We start from the raw sequence: 17623 nt of genomic DNA, 5'->3' as shown, positions 1-17623 counted from the left end.
ATTTCGAGATTGTATTGATCGCGGAACGAACCTGGCGTGTCTTTTGGAGGCACCCGATGCTTCCTATATGCCTTGGGTATCCCGGCGACGCGTCACCGCGAAAAGGACTCCATGAGGGAAATATCACCAGTCCAGAACTGGCTATTGATCGCACTTGTCATCGCCGCGAGCGGCGTGCTTTACGATATGCGGTTTTATGGGGGGCATCCCTTCCTCGGTGCGACGTTCGCGCTCGCCATCGGCCTGCCGATCATTGCGTTCGAGCGCAAAGTCATCTTGCGCTCCCTCTACCGTCGCATGCAGGCGCTTCCGACGCTGACGTTCTTCCTCGCGGAGATCTTCGTCTACGAAATACTGATGAGCGCCGGATTTGCAGTTGCCGGCCTATCCATGTGGTGGCTCGGCTTCTTTCATCCGGAATCGTGGGTCGATGCCGTCGTCCTGCCGTTCAACGCATTTCTCTATGCGCTCGCGGTGTGCGCGCTGATCATCTTCGTGCTTCGGATACGTGAACTACTGGGGCGGGATATCTTCCTGAACATGCTGTTCAGCCGCTACCGCAAACCGATCAGCGAGGAACGCGTCTTCCTGTTTATCGATCTGGTGGACTCGACCTCTTTTGCCGAGAAACACGGCGATCTCAAAGCGCAGCAGATGCTGAGTTCCCTGTTCGCCTCGTTCGCCGAGCCGGTGAGAAAGTACAAGGGTACCATCGATGACTATGTGGGCGATGCCGCGATCATCAGCTGGCCATTGGAACGCGGGATCAAGTTCGCCCGATGCGTGAACTGCATATTCGATATCGTCGGCGCGATCGAGGCGGACGCCGAGCACTGGCTGACGGCATTTGGTCAGGTCCCTCGCCTGCGCGCCGCCTTGCACGGTGGCACAGTCATCACGGCTGAAATCGGTGTCGACCATCACAAGATCACCTATTTCGGCGACACCGTGAACACCACGTCCCGACTGGAATCGCTTTGCAAGACGTTGAACCGCTCGGTCCTGATCTCCTCCGACCTCGCTCAGCGCATCAAGATGCCGGAGACGGTCTCGGCGCAGGACCTGGGAAACCATGCCGTCAAGGGTCGCGGCCAGAGCCTCGGCGTCATCTCGCTCGTCAAGGCGGACAACCGGCTGGCGTCACCAAAGCTTCACGCAAGCGTCAACGCGCCGACATGAAAGCATTGCTAATCGAAACCCGCATTCCATCCTTTGGGGGTTTCAATGAAAAATGCTCTTCTTGCTTCCGTTTCATTTGTTCTTTTGATCGCCGGTTCGGCCGCTGCTGACCAACAGGAATTTCCCGCCAAGCTCGCGGGCCAGGCGATCCTGCCGGCCAACACGCTGGTTGCGGCTCCGGCCGATGCGCCTGAGTTCCTCAAGCACTCCGGCAAGTTCACCACCGCCGACCGCAAGCGCACCGAAGCGCTCGGTAGCGTTCCCGGCAAGGACGGCGTTCGCGTCACTGATCTGAAGCTGCCGTTCGACGGCCAGCCGATCCAGGGCTTCTCCGGCATCAAGACGATGGCTGACGGCAGCTTCTGGACGCTCTCCGACAACGGCTTCGGCTCCAAGGCAAACTCCAGCGACGCGATGCTCTTCCTGCATCAGGTGAAATTCGACTGGCAGACCGGCAAGGTCGATGTCGTCAAGAACCTGTTCCTGTCCGATCCCGACAAGAAGGCCCCCTTCCCGATCGTGCTCGAAGGCGCGGACAAGCCCTATCTGACGGGTGCTGACTTCGATATCGAATCTGTACAGCCTGTCGCCGACGGCTTCTGGATCGGCGAGGAATTCGGACCCTATCTCCTGAAGTTCGACACCGAGGGCCGCCTGACCGACGTGGTCGCGACCACTGTTGACAACAAGCCTGTCATGTCGCCCGACAATCCGGTCCTCTCCGTTCCGGCGAACCCGACCGCCAAGATGCCGGTCTTCAACCTGAAGCGTTCGGGCGGCTTTGAGGGTCTTGCCATGTCGAAGGACGGTAGCAAGCTCTACGGCCTTCTGGAGGGCGCCCTCTATCAAGACGACGGCAAGATGGAATCCGTTGACGGCCATACTGCCATCCGCGTCATCGAGTTCGACACGGCTTCCAAGAAATGGACTGGGCGCACCTGGTTCTATCCGTTCGAGGACAAGGGCGTTTCGATCGGTGACTTCAACATGCTCGACGATGCGACCGCCCTCGTCATCGAACGTGACAACGGCGCCGGCACGAAGGACAAGGCTTGTGCCGATCCCAAGCAGCCGAAGCCCGATTGCTTTGAGGCTCCGGCTGAACTCAAGCGCATCTACAAGATCGAGTTCAACGACGCCAACGTCGGCAAGGCTGTCCGCAAGATCGGCTACATCGACCTGCTGAATATCAAGGACCCCGACAACAAGAAGAAGGCCGGCAACAAGGATGGCATCTATGACATGCCTTTCGTGACGATCGAAAACGTCGACCGCGTCGATGCCACCCACATCATCGTCGGCAACGACAACAACCTGCCCTTCTCTGCGGGCCGCGCCATCGACAAGGCTGACAACAACGAGTTCAGCCTGCTCGAAGTCGGTGAACTCCTGAACGCGAAATAAGCTTAAGTCTCACAAGGAAGGTCCCGCTTGAAAAGCGCGGGGCTTTCCAGAAATGAACGACGCCTGAGCGGCAAGCCTTTAGGAACCTCGAACTATCGCTCCGTAGCACCCTTTCCAGCGAGAATGTGATCTCGGAATTTAGCGATCCGCGTCGTTCGCGTTTCCGACTTCTTCACCCCGTTGAGATTGATCACGTAGCTCTTCTGTCGGCCAGGTGTCAGATCGTAAAACGCCTCGGCAAGTTCAGGATCGGAATCGAGAGCCTCAACCAGCTCATCGGGCAGATCGACTTCGCCTTGCCTTTTCGATGGCTTGATGCCCGCCTCGGCGTAGCCCATCGCTTCCTTCAGGTAGGACCGGATGACAGGTTCCATCTTTACGACCTGTGCGTTCTCCACAAAGCGGAGCATGTCGGGATGTTGAGTGTTCGGCCCCTGCTTCTCGAGGACGCCCTCGGAATCTCTCAGCAATGCGGCGTTAAAGAAAGTCAGGCGATAATCGCCGCGAAAGGCGCCCATTATGGCGATGTTGCGGCCTTCATGCATGTAGCAGGGATGCGCCCATTTCACCGTCTCGACGAGACCCACCTCACGACAGATGCGGCGGAGCTCGTTCAGGCCGTCAATCCATTGCCGCGTCGAACAGTCCGGCGTCGCAAAGCGCTCGCAGCGTCCGCATCCTTTCGTGAAAAAGTCCTCAATGTCGGTGATCATCACTCTCGCCCAAGCTCCTTTCGCAGTGGTTGGCTGCTCACTTGAAGCATCCCAAAGCAATACGTCAACTTAGGGCCGAAATCTTTACGAATGCGACGCAGGCGATTAACGCCTCCCCGGTGAGGGGCAAAGAGAGACGGCCGGCTTGTCGCGGGCAGGTTCGACTGTCGACGGTGGCCCGCACCCTCAGGCTTTTGCGGCCTGTGTCTTCGGCTTCAGGAAGATGATCAGAAGCAGACCGGCGACGATGAGAGCCGCGCCCTCGAGATGATAGCGTTGCAACTGTTCCCCGAGGATCAGATAGGCGAGGATCGCGATGAAAATCGTCTGGATGTAGAGAAGCACGCCAGCCCGCGCCGCACCCAGGGCCTCGATGCTACGATTGAACAGATAATACATGATCGCCCCGCCGGGGATCGCGACGTATGCGAGCGCAATGAGCCCGCTGGTATTGAGCGTCGAGCGTTCGTCCGAGGCAAGCTCATAGAGGTAGAAGGGCAGCGCCGTCAGCACCGCGGCGCCAAGAAGCAGCACAAGCAGCGCTAGGCGGTTCAAATCGAATTTCGCCCGGCGAAGCAACACCGTATAGAGGCTGAAACAGAACGCGCCGGCGACGATCCACAGTTCGCCCGGATTGAGATCGAGACGCATCAACGCAGCCGGGCTGCCTTTGATGATGATGACCACAATCCCGAAAAAGGCCAGGATCGATCCGATCACCTGCCAGCTTCCCATCGGTTCGGCGAGAAACAAACGGGCGAGGATCATGGTGATGATCGGGATCAGTGCGATAATGATGCCCGCAGTCGTGGCCTCGGCATGCTCCAGGCCGACAAAAATCAAGCCTTGGCAGATCGCAAGTCCCATGCCACCGACGACAAGCAGTTCCAGGCCGCGGGCTCGGATAAGAGCGACCATGTCGCCGAAATGCCGGCGCACGATGGGCATCAAAATCGCCCAGGCAATCAACACGCGCCAAAAGCAGAGCGTCCAGGGCGGCATCTCAGTCGAGACCCATTTCGCGGCAATATAGACGCCCGCCGATAGCAGCCAGCAGAGGATGCCCACGGAATAGGCGGTCGCAAGCGAACCGCCCGCTGCCTCTCCCGTTCCAACCGTGTCGCGATGGACCGTCACGCCATGTATCGCCATGGGTCAAAGTTATGCCACAGTTCCCCGCCTCTGCACAGGCGCTCCGCCACCATGATTGGTCTTGGCTCGTCGAGGTTGTTTTGCGGCTCGCTCCAACCACCATTCCTCGAAAAATTTGAACGAAATGGGCGTGGATTGGTTGTTCCAAGGTCACCACCTCAACAATGGAGACACTTATGAGCAAGACAGACGTGAAAGAAATCCAAAAGCGCACCGAGCGTCAGGTCGAAAACACCAGCGGTGGCGGCCATCTCGGCGGAACCTATTTTGGGCAACAACCTGACGGCAAGACTGCATCGGTTTCCAGCAAGGAAGGGCCGAAAGCAAGAGCCAACGATGGCTAAAACGGAACCCCGCCAAGAGCGGGGTTCCTCCGTTCTGGCATGAAGCATCCACATCGAGCCAAGATTAGCCAGCGGAAGATGCTTTTCGCCTCGCACCTCGGTCGTGCGTCCCCAATCGCTATTCGAAGCGGAAAGCCAAACGGTGGTTGGTCAGCTTGGCAAGTTGTTGCAGCCGGCCTTCAAGGCGCTCGCCGGCGAAGTCATGATATTCCGCCGGAACCACGAACTCCAGGTCGAGATCTGGTTGGGACGACTTCTGGAAGGTCAGGTTTCGCACGATTCCCGGCATGGATGCCGAAAAGAGATAGACCACCCGCAACAAACCGCCGAGCAGCTTGGCGCGCTCGATGAAGCGCGGAGTCGCGATCGCCGCAAGCGGGCCTGTGGCACCGTCATCGTACGGTCCTTCGAACCGGTAGTAATTCGTTAGCGCAATGAAGGCGCGGCCAGGATGACTGATGCCAACAAAGGACGAGTGCGCAATGATATTCAGCGCCTGTAGTCCACGGTAATCAGGGTGCGCGCGCCAACTGATGTCGGCAAGCAGGCAGGCTGCCTGACGATAGCGCGCCTCCTCCTCCGTCTCAGTGATGCCGAAATAGGGCATCATGCGGCCGGTCCATCCCGCCAGCTCTCTGGCGTGCTCTGGCGAACGTGCACGCAGAATGGCGAGTTCGCCGGCGGCCGCCAGCAGCGGATCGGTGCGACGCTCACCGTCCGAGAGCAGTGAATAGAGATAGCCTTCGCGCACGCCCTGCCCCGAAAACGAGATAACAGAGGGCTTCATTGCGCTTAGAACCTCTTTCATGGCCACGGCGCCGAAGGGAAGCAACGCGCGGCGATGCTTCGAAACAGCCATCCACGCAGGATCCTTTGAATCCCGTGCAATCTCCACCTGATCGAGGAAGTGCATCATCGCCTCGAGCGAAACTTCGTAGCCCTGCATCATGTGCAGCGGATACTGCGTCATCTCCATGTGCAGCTTGGCGATGTTTCGCCAAGTGCCGCCGACCGCGTAGAACGTTCGCCCGGCGCCCTTAGCGAGCAGCTTGGAACTGGTTTTCACATGCTTGCGGGCAAAGGTTCGAGCCTTCTCCAGCGAGCCGCCTGCATATTCCGAGAGGCGAAGGCCACCGAGCGGCAAGGTTACCCCCTTGCCGATTTCCTTACCCTTGATGTCGATCAATTCGAGTGAGCCGCCACCAAGGTCGCCGGCAATGCCGTCAGGCTCATAAAAGCCGCTGACGATGCCGAGTGCGGAGAACTTCGCCTCCTCCTCGCCGGAGAGAACACGAACTCTGCGCTGAAGGATCGTTTCTGCCTGATGGATGAAGTCTGGACCGTTCGATGCTTCGCGCGCCGCCGCCGTTGCGAGCACATACATCGTGGAAGCGCGCGCCTGGTCGGACAAAGCCTTGAAGCGATGGAGGGCGGCCAGAGCGCGCTCTACGCTCGCCTCATCCATCTTGCCGGTCAGCGCAATACCGCGGCCCAGGCCGCACAACACCTTCTCATTGAAAAGGATCGTCGGCGAGCGGGACATGCCTTCATAGATGACCACACGGATCGAGTTCGACCCGATGTCGACGACGGAGACCGGGGCAATCCCTGGAAGGCGCCCCTGGGCTTCTGATTCAACCATGCAGGTCCAATTTTACTTGTTGTTTCGACCGGAGAGGAGCCCGGCAATCAGCTTGGGTGCACTGGACTTCAAAGCTTCACCACGGCCGGACAGGCTTGGGTTTGTCATGAAATACTGCTGCGCGTTGAACGGCTCTTCGCCCTTGCGCACTTCCATGCGCCTTGACGTTCCGTCGGGCAATATCTCGTAGCTTTGCTGATTGTCAATAATATTGCCCAGCATAATCTGTGAGAGAACCTGCTCGTGCACGGTCGGATTGGTCAGCGGTACGAGCGTTTCGACACGGCGATCGAGGTTCCGCGGCATCATGTCGGCCGAGCCGATATAGACCAGGGCCTTGTCGGACGGCAGCCCATGACCATTGCCGAAGCAGAAGATACGGCTGTGCTCCAAAAAGCGCCCAACAATCGACTTCACCCGGATATTTTCAGAGAGGCCGGGCACTTGCGGGCGCAGGCAGCAGATGCCTCGGATCACAAGGTCGATCTCGACGCCGGCGCGGCTTGCGGTATAGAGCGCATCGATGATCTCGGGGTCGACAAGCGAATTCATCTTCATCCAGATCGCCGCTGGCGCGCCGTTCTGGGCATGCTTGATCTCTTCCTCGATGTGGCGAACGATGCGCGAGCGCAGCGTATACGGAGACACCGCCAACTTCATGCTCTGTTCCGGCTCGCCGTAACCGGTGATGAAGTTGAAGATATTCGCCATGTCGTGGGCAATCACCGGGTTGCAGGTGAAGAACGACAGGTCGGTATAGATTTTCGCGGTGACCGGATGATAGTTGCCGGTGCCGAGATGGCAGTAGCTGCGCAGCTTGCCTTCTTCGCGGCGGACGACCAGCGACATCTTGGCGTGGGTCTTCAGTTCGATGAAGCCGAAGACGACCTGCACGCCGGCGCGCTCCAGGTCGCGCGCCCAGCGAATATTCGCCTCTTCGTCGAAGCGGGCCTTCAGTTCGACGAGAGCTGTAACCGATTTGCCCGACTCGGCTGCATCGATCAGCGCACGGACGATCGGACTGTCGTTCGACGTGCGGTAAAGCGTCTGCTTTATCGCCAAAACGTCAGGGTCGCGTGCAGCCTGGAGCAGAAACTGGACCACCACGTCGAAAGACTCGTAGGGGTGGTGAACCACCATGTCCTTTTCCCGGATTGCGGCGAAGCAGTCGCCGGCGTGCTCTCGGACTCGTTCGGGAAATCGCGCATTGTAGGGCGGAAATCGAAGGTCTTCGCGCGGCGCCTTGGTGATCTCGGACAGCGTATTCAACGCGAGAAGTCCCGGCAGAACGGCAACCCGGTTTTCCGGAACACTCAGCGCCTGTACGACGAACTGGCGCAGCGACGCCGGCATTTCTGAATCGGTCTCAATACGGATCACCGATCCGCGGCGGCGACGCTTCAGCGCGGTTTCGAAGAAGCGCACCAGATCTTCGGCCTCTTCCTCAACTTCGATATCGCTATCGCGGATGATCCGGAATGTACCCGAGCCCTGCACCTCATATCCGGGATAGAGCCGGTGAATGAAGACGTTGGTGACGTCTTCAAGGGTGATGTAGCGGATCGTGTTACGGTCATCCGGCAGCCGCACGAAGCGGTCGAGTGCCGGCGGCAGGCGCAGCAGCGCCGTCATCGGTTCACGACCGTTCTTGCTGATCAACTGCAGGCCAATCGAGAATCCGAGATTCGGGATGAAGGGGAATGGGTGCGCGGGGTCGATCGACAGCGGCGTCAGTACGGGGAAAATGGCCTGCTCGAACTCCGTCGCGAGCCACGCGCGGTCAGTTTCACTAAGCGCTCCGGGGCGCACGATCAGGATATCTTCCTTGGCGAGATACTGCTGAAGCACGGCAAGCGATGCCTGTTGCTCCATCTGCAGATTGTCAATCTCCTGGAGGATGGCGTCGAGTTGCTCGGCTGGTGTCTTGCCATCAGGCGTACGCACGACGATATTCTGACGCACCTGACCTTCGAGACCGGCTACGCGGACCATGAAGAATTCGTCGAGGTTTGCGGCCGAGATCGACAGGAACCGAACGCGCTCTAGCAGCGGATGCTCGGTATTCAGCGTTTCCTCGAGAACACGGCGATTGAACTGTAACCAGGAGAATTCGCGGTTGATGAAGCGCTCGGGACTGGTCAGCAATTCTTCTAGAGAAGGCACAGCCTCGTTGGTTTCCGGAGTAGGTTCGTGATGCTCCGTTACTGCGCTATCCATGGTCTGATTGTCCCGTTTTCTTCGGTCAAGCGAATTATATCAGTTTCACGACAGAACTGTGACGGTCAATCCGCCGACTCCGAATTACCCAATTCATTCAATACCTCAGCGGCAAGAGCTCGGGTAATCTTAGTGCCTCTGGAAAGGGCAAGTCGATCAAGCCTGTCGACGATCGTCTGGGCCGCATTCAGGGATCGCTCCATCCGGTTAACGATATAGAGGACCAGTTTGTCATCAATATAAAGCTGTCGGTCGGCGAACAGCTTTACAATCACCTGGGACAGCAGTTCCTCATCCGGCTCACCGATCTCGACGACCGTCGCCGCCTTCAGACGCGAGCGCAAATCCGCCAGTTCGACGGGCCACGACATCGGCCAAAGGCGGCTCGTCATGAGAAGGCTGTGACCGTTTTCGCGCACACTGTTGATGACGTGAAAGAGTTCGTTGTCGTCGAAGCCAAGCCGATCGACATCCTCGAACAGGACCGGCCCATTGGCTGCATCGACGGCCGCGTTGGCGCCCGCCTTCGGATGAATCTCAATAGCACCGCTGTGATCCTTCCAGATGTTCGCGAGGTGCGACTTTCCGGAACCCACGGGGCCTGCGAGGATCACGACGGGCGAAGGCCAGTTCGGCCACGCATCGACGATCGACACGGCTGCCGCCAGCCGTTCGGAGATCAACAGATCATCACGCCCCGTTGCGGCATCGTGCGAAAAGGCCAAGGGAAGCTGCTCGACGGCATTGCGCCTTGGACCAGCATTTTTCACATCAGTCATTTGGGATCAGCTTTTGTCTTCCTGATCTGGCCGGTCTTTGCCGTGCCAGCATAAAGATCGCTTTGAAGGTAACGCGAAAGCGCAAAACGAACAAGCACACCAACCGCGGCGGCGGCGGGCACCGCGACCAGGAGCCCGACGAAACCAAAGAGTGCGCCGAAGGCAAACAGCGCAAACATCAGCCATACGGGGTGCAGGCCGACGCTGTGGCCAACAAGCTTCGGCTGCAGGATATTGCCTTCCATGAACTGGCCGCTGAAGAAGACCGCAAGCACGGCGCCAACCCAGAGATAGTCGGGCCAGAACTGGACGATGGCAACGCCGACGGCAAGAACGAGGCCGACCAGCGAACCGACATAGGGGATGAAGCTGATCATTCCCGCGAAGAGGCCGATCAACAGGCCGAAGTTCAACCCGATCAGCGACAAGCCGACGGCGTACCAGATCCCGAGGATAAGGCAGAGCGACCCTTGGCCGCGGATGAACCCGGCAATCGCCTGGTCGATCTCACGCATGATCTGATGGACGTTGGCCACATAGTCACGCGGAATATACTGATCGACCTTGGCGATCATGCGATCCCAATCCAGCAGCATATAGAAGGCCACAACGGGCGTGACGATCATCAGCGAGATGACATTGACCACGGCAAGGCCGGAACTCCAGACCTGACCGAACAGACCGGTGAGCAATCCAAACCCCTGTGACAGGATTTCCGAGAAGTTGTTCTTGATCGTGCCGAGCTGGCTCCTCACCCAATCCGGCATGAGGGAATTCTGGGACTGTATGATGAAGGTCTGCAACTGATCGATGTAACCCGGTAGACGGCCAGCAAAATCGCTGAACTGGCTCGCCAAAACCGGAATCAGTATCATCAATGCGAGTACGATAATGACGACGAACGCAATCAGGATGACGACCGTCGCCATCAGGCGGCTGAGACCGAGGCGCTCGAGCCGGTCGGCAATCGGGTCAAGGAAGTAGGCCAATGCCATCCCCGCCAGGAACGGCAGCAGGATCGAGCTGAAGAGGAAAAGGAAGCCAATAAAGAAGGCGAGCACGATCAGCCAGAAGATCACCTGGCGCTTCAGACCTGCCCCGCTAACCTGCTGTGGCATCACATTCCCCGCTGATCGACTGTCTCGATTTTTTGCATCATAGCGATGCAACCTTTCGAGCACATAGGATGTGGCCGAGAGAATGGTCAACCCCGGCGCTAAAAATCGAGAGAGCCCGCGTCAATTGAGCGGGAAATTGGGGCTTTTTCCATGCAATCCCTTGCATGTAGGCCCGTGTCATGCAATGGCGACCCGCATATCGAGGCGGTGACATTTCCCGCCCGCGCACAGCCATCGGAGAGCAGCATGAGCCAGTCTGGAAAAAACGGCCTGACCTATAGCGACGCAGGCGTCGACATCGATGCCGGAAACCTTCTGGTGGAGAAGATCAAGCCCGCCGTGCGCTCGACGCGCCGCCCGGGTGCGGACGGCGAGATCGGCGGCTTCGGCGGCCTGTTCGACCTCAGGGCTGCGGGTTTCACCGATCCGGTTCTCGTTGCCGCCAATGACGGCGTCGGCACCAAGCTGAAGATCGCCATCGATGCCGATTATCATGACACTGTCGGTATCGATCTCGTCGCCATGTGCGTCAACGATCTGGTCGTCCAGGGTGCTGAGCCACTTTTCTTCCTCGATTACTTCGCGACGGGCAAGCTCGATCCTGACCAGGGTGCGGCGATCGTCGAGGGCATTGCCGCCGGCTGCCGTGACGCGGGCTGCGCGCTGATCGGCGGCGAGACCGCCGAGATGCCGGGTATGTACTCTTCCGGAGACTACGACTTGGCCGGCTTTGCCGTCGGTGCGGCCGAGCGCGGCCAGCTGCTGCCGTCGGGCGACATCGCCGAAGGCGACGTGATCCTCGGCCTTGCCTCGTCGGGCGTCCACTCCAACGGCTTCTCTCTGGTTCGCAAGATCGTCGGCATTTCGGGCCTCGCCTGGGATGCCCCGGCTCCGTTCGCTGACGGCAAGAGCCTCGGCGAAGCCCTGCTGACGCCGACCCGCATCTATGTAAAGCCGCTCCTGAAGGCGATCCGCGCAACCAAGGCTATCAAGGCATTGGCGCACATCACCGGTGGTGGCTTCCCGGAGAACATTCCGCGCGTTCTGCCGAAGCACCTCGCAGCCGAGATTGATCTTGCTGCCGTCAGGGTACCGGCGGTTTTCTCCTGGCTTTCCAAGACGGGCGGCGTTGAAGCCAACGAAATGCTGCGCACCTTCAACTGCGGCGTCGGCATGATCGCGGTCGTTTCGGCTGAGAACGTCGCGACCGTCACTGCGGCTCTCGAAGCTGAAGGCGAGACGGTCGTAACGCTCGGTCGGATGATTGCCCGCGCCGAAGGTGCCGGCGGTACGGTTTACAAGGGCACGCTCGCCATATGACATCGCCGCGCAAACGCGTCGTCGTCTTCATCTCCGGCGGCGGTTCCAACATGATGGCGCTGGTCGCAGCCGCCAGGGCTGGCGACTTTCCGGCGGAAATCGTCGGCGTCATCTCCGACAAGGCCGACGCCGGCGGGCTCGCCAAGGCGGCAGCCGAAGGCATCCCCACCTTCGCTTTCGTCCGCAAGGACTATGCGAGCAAGGAAGCCCACGAGGAGGCAATCTTTGCCGCGCTCGATCAGCTTTCGCCCGACATTCTTTGCCTTGCCGGCTACATGCGGCTGCTGAGCGGCATCTTCATCCAGCGCTACGAGGGACGGATGATCAACATCCACCCTTCCCTGCTGCCGCTGTTTCCCGGCCTGCACACGCATCAGCGCGCGATCGACGCCGGGATGCGGATCGCCGGCTGCACCGTGCATTTCGTCACCGAAGGCATGGATGAGGGACCGGTTATCGGCCAGGCCGCAGTTCCTGTCCTTTCCAGCGACAATGCCGACAGCCTTGCCGCGCGCGTGCTCACAGTCGAGCATCAGCTTTACCCGCAGGCGCTGCGGCTCTTTGCTCAGGGCAAGGTGAAGATGGAGGGCGGCAAGGCCGTCAGCACCGACGCTGCAGCAGCGCCGGCGGAACGTAGCAGCGTTATCTCGCTGATCGGCGAAGGCGCCTGAAGCACGGCGCGATCCTTTGGATCCCCCCCTGCTCTAATTCTCTGTTTCTACGCATATCCATGTCCCGAAAGGCTCCGCTTTCGGGACATATTCCGTGCCCTCAGGCGGCAAGCGCCCGAGGCTGATGAAGCGTGCCGTCGCTGTAGACAAATAGGCCCTTGCGGAAGGTGGCGCGGATGCGATGCACGTCACCGGCTTCGATGACAACCAGGTCGGCCTGCTGACCGACGGCAATTTCACCACGATCGAGAAGACCGGCGGAGCGCGCCGCATTGCGGGTCGCCATTGCGACGGCGTAAGGCAGGCTCGTGCGATCGGCGATCTTGAAGATGCCGGGCACGAAGGCCGCAGGATGATAGTCGGCAGCAATGACCGTCAGAAGGCCGGCGGCAGCGGCATCCAATGCGCTGAGATTGCCGGACATCGATTGGCCACGCAGCGCGTTCGGTGCGCCCATCAGCGTCCAGAGGCCGCGACGCCGCGCTTCTTCCGCTGCCGGGAGCGTCACCGGAAATTCGCTGATCGTTACGCCGAGATCGTGCATCTGCGCGACCTTCTCGGCGCTATCGTCATCGTGGGAGGCGAGCGACAGGTTGTGCTTCAGCGCGAGATCGACAACCTGCTTCAGCTTGATCTCGATGTCGGGATTGTTGCGCATCTCGATACGCTTGGCGACCATCTCGGCGGCCATCTCCTCGGAAATGGCACGGCGCTCGGCGATGCTCAGGATGTAGCTCTCGATGTTGTTATACTGCCCCTGCCCCGGCGTGTGATCCGTCAGCGAGACCATGTCGACATGGCCGGCATCGAGCAGCTTTTCGAGCGTCGGCGCGGCGCCGAGATTGGTGATCTCGTAGCGCGCATGGACACGATGATCGATGAGCAGGTTGTTCTTCAATCGGCTGATGCTTTCGATCACGGCCGATGTTGTCTCAAGCGAGCGGACGTGGCCGTAGACGCTTTCCGTTGCGAAGGAGACGGCCGCGAATGCGGTCGTGACGCCTGCGGCTGCGAGCTTCTTGTCCAGTTCGTGGATGCTGAAATCGATCGGCATCGGTGCATTCGGGCGCGGCGCGATCTCCCGTTCGACCATGTCGCCATGAAGGTCCACGAAGCCCGGCATCAATAGGCGCCCACCGCCATCGATCGCACCGTTGGCGACCGGTTCGGGCCTGATTTCGGCAATGACGCCATCCTCGACGCGGACCGAGCCGTGGCTCACGATCTCATCTGGAAGGACAAGAGTAAAATTGCTGAGCCACATCGGTTTTTCTCCAGGCAGGGATTTATGACAAGGCGGAGCGCTTAGCGCTGATTCATGACATCGGTGTGAAGGATAAGCCTCGCAAATTGGCCCATGCCCTAGCGCAGCGCGCCGCGGTTCATTGCCGCCCATTGCAGCAGCGTGATCGTCTTCAAGTCGATGATCGCGCCGTGCTCGATCATGGCCATCGCCTTGTCGAGCGGCACCTCCAGAACCTCGATGTCCTCGTGTTCGTGAGCAAGGCCGCCGCCATCGGAGACGCGGTCAGCGGTGTCGATCGAGGCGGCAAAGAAATGCAGCAACTCCATGCTCGAGCCCGGCGAACTGTAGGCCTTGAAGAGAAAGCGGACGTCGCGGACGCGGAAACCGGTTTCCTCCTCGGCCTCGCGGCGGATCGCCGCTTCCGGGGCATCGCCATCCAATAGCCCCGCCGGGGCTTCGATGATCCAGGACGGCTCGCCGTGAAGGAAGACCGGGAGCCGGAACTGCCGCACGAGGACAACGGTGTCGCGCTTCGGATCATAGAGCAGGATCGTCGCGGCCGGCGTGCGATGGTAGACCTCGCGCTGCAGGCGATGTGTCTCGCCATCGGAATCCGTGTAGTCGATCTGGAAGCCGCTCAGGCGCGTCCAGCCGTTCGAGAGCGTCTTTTCGTCGACGATCTCGGCTTTCGCCTTGTCAAATTTCGTCATGCGACATCCTTGCGCAGCCAGACCTTGTTGTCGTGAACCGCCGCGCCGCCATAGGGCGCCACCGGATCGGCGCCGGTCAGGACGTTGATCCCTTCGCCGTCGACATGCGCCTTGTTCGACCAAAGGCCTTCGGCAATCAACACGCCGGGCTTGACCTCTTCGGTGACCCGCACATGGATCCTGAGGTCGCCACGGTCGTTTCCGATCCGCACGAGATCGCCATGGTCGATACCACCGGCAAGGGCGTCGGCCGGGTTCATCATCAGTTCCGGCCGCCCTTCCTTCTGGCGCGAGGTCTTCGTTTCAGCGAAGCTCGAATTCAGGAAATTGCGGGCCGGCGACGTTGCGAGGCGGAACGGATGCTCGGCATCGGCAAGCTCGATGACATCGACCTGATCCGGAAACGCCGGAAGCTGCTCGTGTGGTCCGAGAGCACCGACAGCGGCCGGCGGCTTGTTCGGCGCAGGGCCTTCGACCCAGTCCGGGCGGAAATGGAACTTACCGTCAGGATGCGCGAAACCTTTGAGAAAATGCGCGTCCTCGAACTCCGGCTGACGGTCGAACCATTTGTGTTCGAGGAAATGATCGTATCCCGGCAAATTGCTGTCCTGGAGAACACGGTCGATCATTTCGCGCGCGGTGAAGCCGAAGCCCGGACGATCTGCAACACCGAGGCGCTTGGCCAGTTCCTCGATCACGAACAGGTTCGTCCGCACCGTTTCCGGCGGTTCGACAAGCTTGGGGCCGAGCAGGATGTGGTTCTGGCCTCCGGCGCGATAGATGTCGTCATGCTCGACGAACATCGTTGCCGGGATGACGATATCGGCCATCTCGGCGGTATCCGTCATGAACTGCTCGTGCACCGCGACAAACAGGTCGTCGCGGGCAAAGCCGCGCTTCACCAACCGTTGTTCGGGGGCGATGTTTACCGGATTGGTGTTCTGGATCAGCATGGCCGTCACGGGACCGCGATGGCGGAGCGCTACGGCATCGCCGGTCAGCGCGCGACCGATCTGCGACTGATCGATCATGCGGATATCCGCGTCCTTCATCGACTTGCCGGTCAGTTCCGCATTGTTCATACGGAAGATATCGCTGTTGGAGTGGAAGGCACCGCCGCCTTCGTACTGCCAGGAGCCGAGCACCGTCGCGATCGAAGCTGCCGCATGCATGGCGACGGCGCCGTTGCGCTGGCGGGTGAAGCCGTAGCCGAGGCGGAAATAGCTCTTCTTCGTCGTGCCGACGAGGCGCGCGAAGGCCTCGATCTCGTCGACGGAAAGGCCGGTGATGGCGGCCGCCCATTCGGGCGTCTTCGTCTTGAGATGCCCTTCAAGGCCGGCGGGATCGTCGGCGTACTTCGCCATGTATTGACGATCGGCATAGCCATCGCGGAAGGCGATGTGCATGACGGCGCAGGCGAGCGCCGCATCCGTGCCCGGCTTGACGATCAGCGCCATGTCGGCCTGCTTCATCGTCGGATTGTCGTAGATGTCGACGACGACGATCTTGGCGCCGCGCTCCTTGCGGGACTTGATGGCATGGGTCATCACGTTGACCTGCGTCGACACCGCATTGGTGCCCCAGATCACCACGCAATCGGTGCGGCCCATCTCGTGCGGGTCGGGCCCGCGCAGCGTGCCGGTGGCCATGGTGAAGCCGGTCCAGGCCGGATTGGTGCAGATCGACGAGAAGAACCCGGAATAGCGCTTGGCGTGGCGCAGGCGCTCGATCGAGTCGCGCTGAACCCAGCCCATGGTACCGGCGTAGAAATAGGGCCAGATCGCTTCGCTGCCGTCCCTCGCTTCCGCCTTGACGAAGGCTTCGGCGATTTCATCGAGAGCTGCGTCCCAGGAAATCTGCTGCCACTGCCCTGCTCCCTTGGCGCCCGTTCGGCGCAGCGGATGCATCAGCCGGTCCGGATGATAGAGCCGCTCGGCGTAGCGCGCGACCTTCGCGCAGATGACGCCCGAGGTGTAGCTGTGATCGTTTGCGCCCCGTACACGGCCGATGCGGCCGTCGTCGCCGATCTCCACCTCCAGCGCGCAGGTGGAGGGACAGTCGTGCGGACAGGCGGTGTGACCGAGCCTGACATTCGACTTGGCGGATTTGGCGTGAATGGGGGTCGCAATGTTCATGGCTTTTCTATATTCGAACCGGAAACCAGCCAAAAGTCAGAAATGACGTTGATCAGGCGAATTCATCACGGGCATCAGCGAAAATGAACTACCGCCACATCTATCACGCGGGCAATTTTGCCGATGTGCTCAAGCACGCCGTTCTGGCGCGGCTGATCCGCTACATGCAGAAGAAGGATGCTGGCTTTCGCGTGCTCGATACGCATGGCGGCATCGGGCTCTATGACCTCTCCTCCGAGGAGGCGCAAAAGACCGGCGAATGGAGCGACGGCATCGGCAAGCTTCTGGACGCGGAACTTGCCCCGCAGGTCGCCGAGCTGCTGGAGCCCTACCTCACCGCCGTGCGTGAACTGAACCCGGAGGGCGGGATCCGCTTCTATCCCGGCTCCCCTAAGCTCGCGCGCATGCTGTTTCGCCCACAGGACAGGCTCTCCGCGATGGAACTGCATCCGGAGGATTTCGCGCGACTGCACCGGCTGTTCGAGGGCGACCATCATGTCCGGATTACCGAACTCAACGGTTGGCTTTCGCTCGGCGCGCACCTGCCGCCGAAAGAGAAGCGCGGCATCGTGCTGGTCGATCCGCCGTTCGAAGAGGATGGCGAATACGAGCGTCTGGTCGATGGCCTGGCGAAAGCCTATCGCCGCTTCCCCGGCGGTACCTACTGCCTGTGGTACCCGCTGAAGAAGGGCGCACCAATCAAGGAATTCCATGAGGCGCTACAGGACCTCGACATTCCGAAGATGCTCTGCGCGGAACTCAGCGTGCGTAGCGACCGCGGGATCACCGGCTTGACCGGCTCAGGGCTTGTTATCGTCAACCCGCCCTTCACGCTGAAGGACGAGTTGCACGCCTTGCTGCCCGCGCTCAAGGATCTCCTGGCGCAGGATCGCTACGCTTCGCATCGCGCGTTTTGGCTGCGGGGCGAAGGCAAGATGGCAAAGGACGGTTGACCGACTCTTGCCGGCGCGAAATAGTCGCGCCGCAACATTA

The 17623-nt window shown here is 60.1% G+C and carries 15 protein-coding genes; 6 read left to right on the top strand and 9 right to left on the bottom strand.

The features are described 5' to 3' along the window. Positions 1–111 precede the first annotated feature (111 nt). Both FHX16_RS14890 and FHX16_RS14885 read left to right on the top strand, forming a co-directional pair. The gene (locus FHX16_RS14890; protein ID WP_259129350.1) at positions 112–1179 is read left to right on the top strand and encodes an adenylate/guanylate cyclase domain-containing protein; all 1068 of its coding nucleotides are present in this window, start codon (positions 112–114) and stop codon (positions 1177–1179) included. A gap of 45 nt (positions 1180–1224) precedes the next feature. Further along, positions 1225–2583: an esterase-like activity of phytase family protein gene (locus FHX16_RS14885; protein WP_259129348.1), complete on the top strand. Its 1359-nt coding sequence runs from the start codon at positions 1225–1227 to the stop codon at positions 2581–2583. Between the two features lie 92 nt (positions 2584–2675). Here FHX16_RS14885 and FHX16_RS14880 read toward each other — a convergent pair whose 3' ends face one another. Beyond that, positions 2676–3296 carry a YdeI family protein gene (locus FHX16_RS14880; RefSeq protein ID WP_183859340.1) on the bottom strand — a complete coding sequence of 207 codons (621 nt, stop codon included), beginning with the start codon at positions 3294–3296 and terminating at the stop codon, positions 2676–2678. Between the two features lie 186 nt (positions 3297–3482). Continuing rightward, positions 3483–4448, bottom strand: a complete 966-nt coding sequence (locus FHX16_RS14875) for a DMT family transporter (protein WP_259129346.1) — start codon at positions 4446–4448, stop codon at positions 3483–3485. Positions 4449–4624: 176 nt separating this feature from the next. On the opposite strand from FHX16_RS14875, the gene FHX16_RS14870 reads away from it, so the two are divergent. Further along, a complete protein-coding gene (locus FHX16_RS14870) occupies positions 4625–4792 on the top strand; it encodes a hypothetical protein (protein WP_259129344.1) in 168 nt (55 codons plus the stop codon). Between the two features lie 118 nt (positions 4793–4910). Here the strand turns inward: FHX16_RS14870 and ppx are convergent, their stop codons facing one another. The 4 genes from ppx to FHX16_RS14850 form a co-directional block, all read right to left on the bottom strand. Further along, positions 4911–6434 carry an exopolyphosphatase gene (ppx, locus tag FHX16_RS14865; RefSeq protein ID WP_183859346.1) on the bottom strand — a complete coding sequence of 508 codons (1524 nt, stop codon included), beginning with the start codon at positions 6432–6434 and terminating at the stop codon, positions 4911–4913. Positions 6435–6446: 12 nt separating this feature from the next. Further along, a complete protein-coding gene (locus FHX16_RS14860; RefSeq protein WP_183859348.1) occupies positions 6447–8651 on the bottom strand; it encodes an RNA degradosome polyphosphate kinase in 2205 nt (734 codons plus the stop codon). A gap of 65 nt (positions 8652–8716) precedes the next feature. Then, positions 8717–9430 carry a DnaA regulatory inactivator HdaA gene (hdaA, locus tag FHX16_RS14855; protein ID WP_259129342.1) on the bottom strand — a complete coding sequence of 238 codons (714 nt, stop codon included), beginning with the start codon at positions 9428–9430 and terminating at the stop codon, positions 8717–8719. After that, positions 9427–10548 carry an AI-2E family transporter gene (locus FHX16_RS14850; RefSeq protein ID WP_183751507.1) on the bottom strand — a complete coding sequence of 374 codons (1122 nt, stop codon included), beginning with the start codon at positions 10546–10548 and terminating at the stop codon, positions 9427–9429. The genes hdaA and FHX16_RS14850 overlap by 4 nt, the downstream gene beginning before the upstream one ends. Before the next feature lie 246 nt (positions 10549–10794). On the opposite strand from FHX16_RS14850, the gene purM reads away from it, so the two are divergent. Both purM and purN read left to right on the top strand, forming a co-directional pair. Continuing rightward, a complete protein-coding gene (purM, locus tag FHX16_RS14845; RefSeq protein WP_183859352.1) occupies positions 10795–11868 on the top strand; it encodes a phosphoribosylformylglycinamidine cyclo-ligase in 1074 nt (357 codons plus the stop codon). Further along, positions 11865–12539 (top strand): phosphoribosylglycinamide formyltransferase, encoded by a 675-nt coding sequence (gene purN, locus FHX16_RS14840; protein WP_183859354.1) that lies wholly within the window; start codon positions 11865–11867, stop codon positions 12537–12539. The genes purM and purN overlap by 4 nt, the downstream gene beginning before the upstream one ends. Positions 12540–12639: 100 nt before the next feature. Here the strand turns inward: purN and FHX16_RS14835 are convergent, their stop codons facing one another. The 3 genes from FHX16_RS14835 to FHX16_RS14825 all read right to left on the bottom strand — a co-directional run bounded on the left by FHX16_RS14835 (position 12640) and on the right by FHX16_RS14825 (position 16630). Then, the gene (locus FHX16_RS14835) at positions 12640–13803 is read right to left on the bottom strand and encodes an alpha-D-ribose 1-methylphosphonate 5-triphosphate diphosphatase (RefSeq protein WP_183859356.1); all 1164 of its coding nucleotides are present in this window, start codon (positions 13801–13803) and stop codon (positions 12640–12642) included. A gap of 98 nt (positions 13804–13901) precedes the next feature. Further along, entirely contained in the window at positions 13902–14495 is a 594-nt protein-coding gene (locus FHX16_RS14830) for an NUDIX domain-containing protein (protein WP_183859358.1), read from the bottom strand. Then, on the bottom strand, positions 14492–16630 hold the full coding sequence (locus tag FHX16_RS14825) for a molybdopterin-dependent oxidoreductase (protein WP_183859360.1): 2139 nt from the start codon (positions 16628–16630) through the stop codon (positions 14492–14494). The genes FHX16_RS14830 and FHX16_RS14825 overlap by 4 nt, the downstream gene beginning before the upstream one ends. 83 nt (positions 16631–16713) lie before the next feature. On the opposite strand from FHX16_RS14825, the gene FHX16_RS14820 reads away from it, so the two are divergent. Continuing rightward, positions 16714–17583, top strand: coding sequence for a 23S rRNA (adenine(2030)-N(6))-methyltransferase RlmJ (locus FHX16_RS14820; protein ID WP_183859362.1), 870 nt, complete (start codon positions 16714–16716; stop codon positions 17581–17583). Positions 17584–17623: the final 40 nt, after the last annotated feature.

It is taken from the genome of Rhizobium sp. BK661, from assembly GCF_024808825.1.
Classification (GTDB): domain Bacteria; phylum Pseudomonadota; class Alphaproteobacteria; order Rhizobiales; family Rhizobiaceae; genus Rhizobium.
This window is presented reverse-complemented; position numbering and strand designations above follow the sequence as displayed.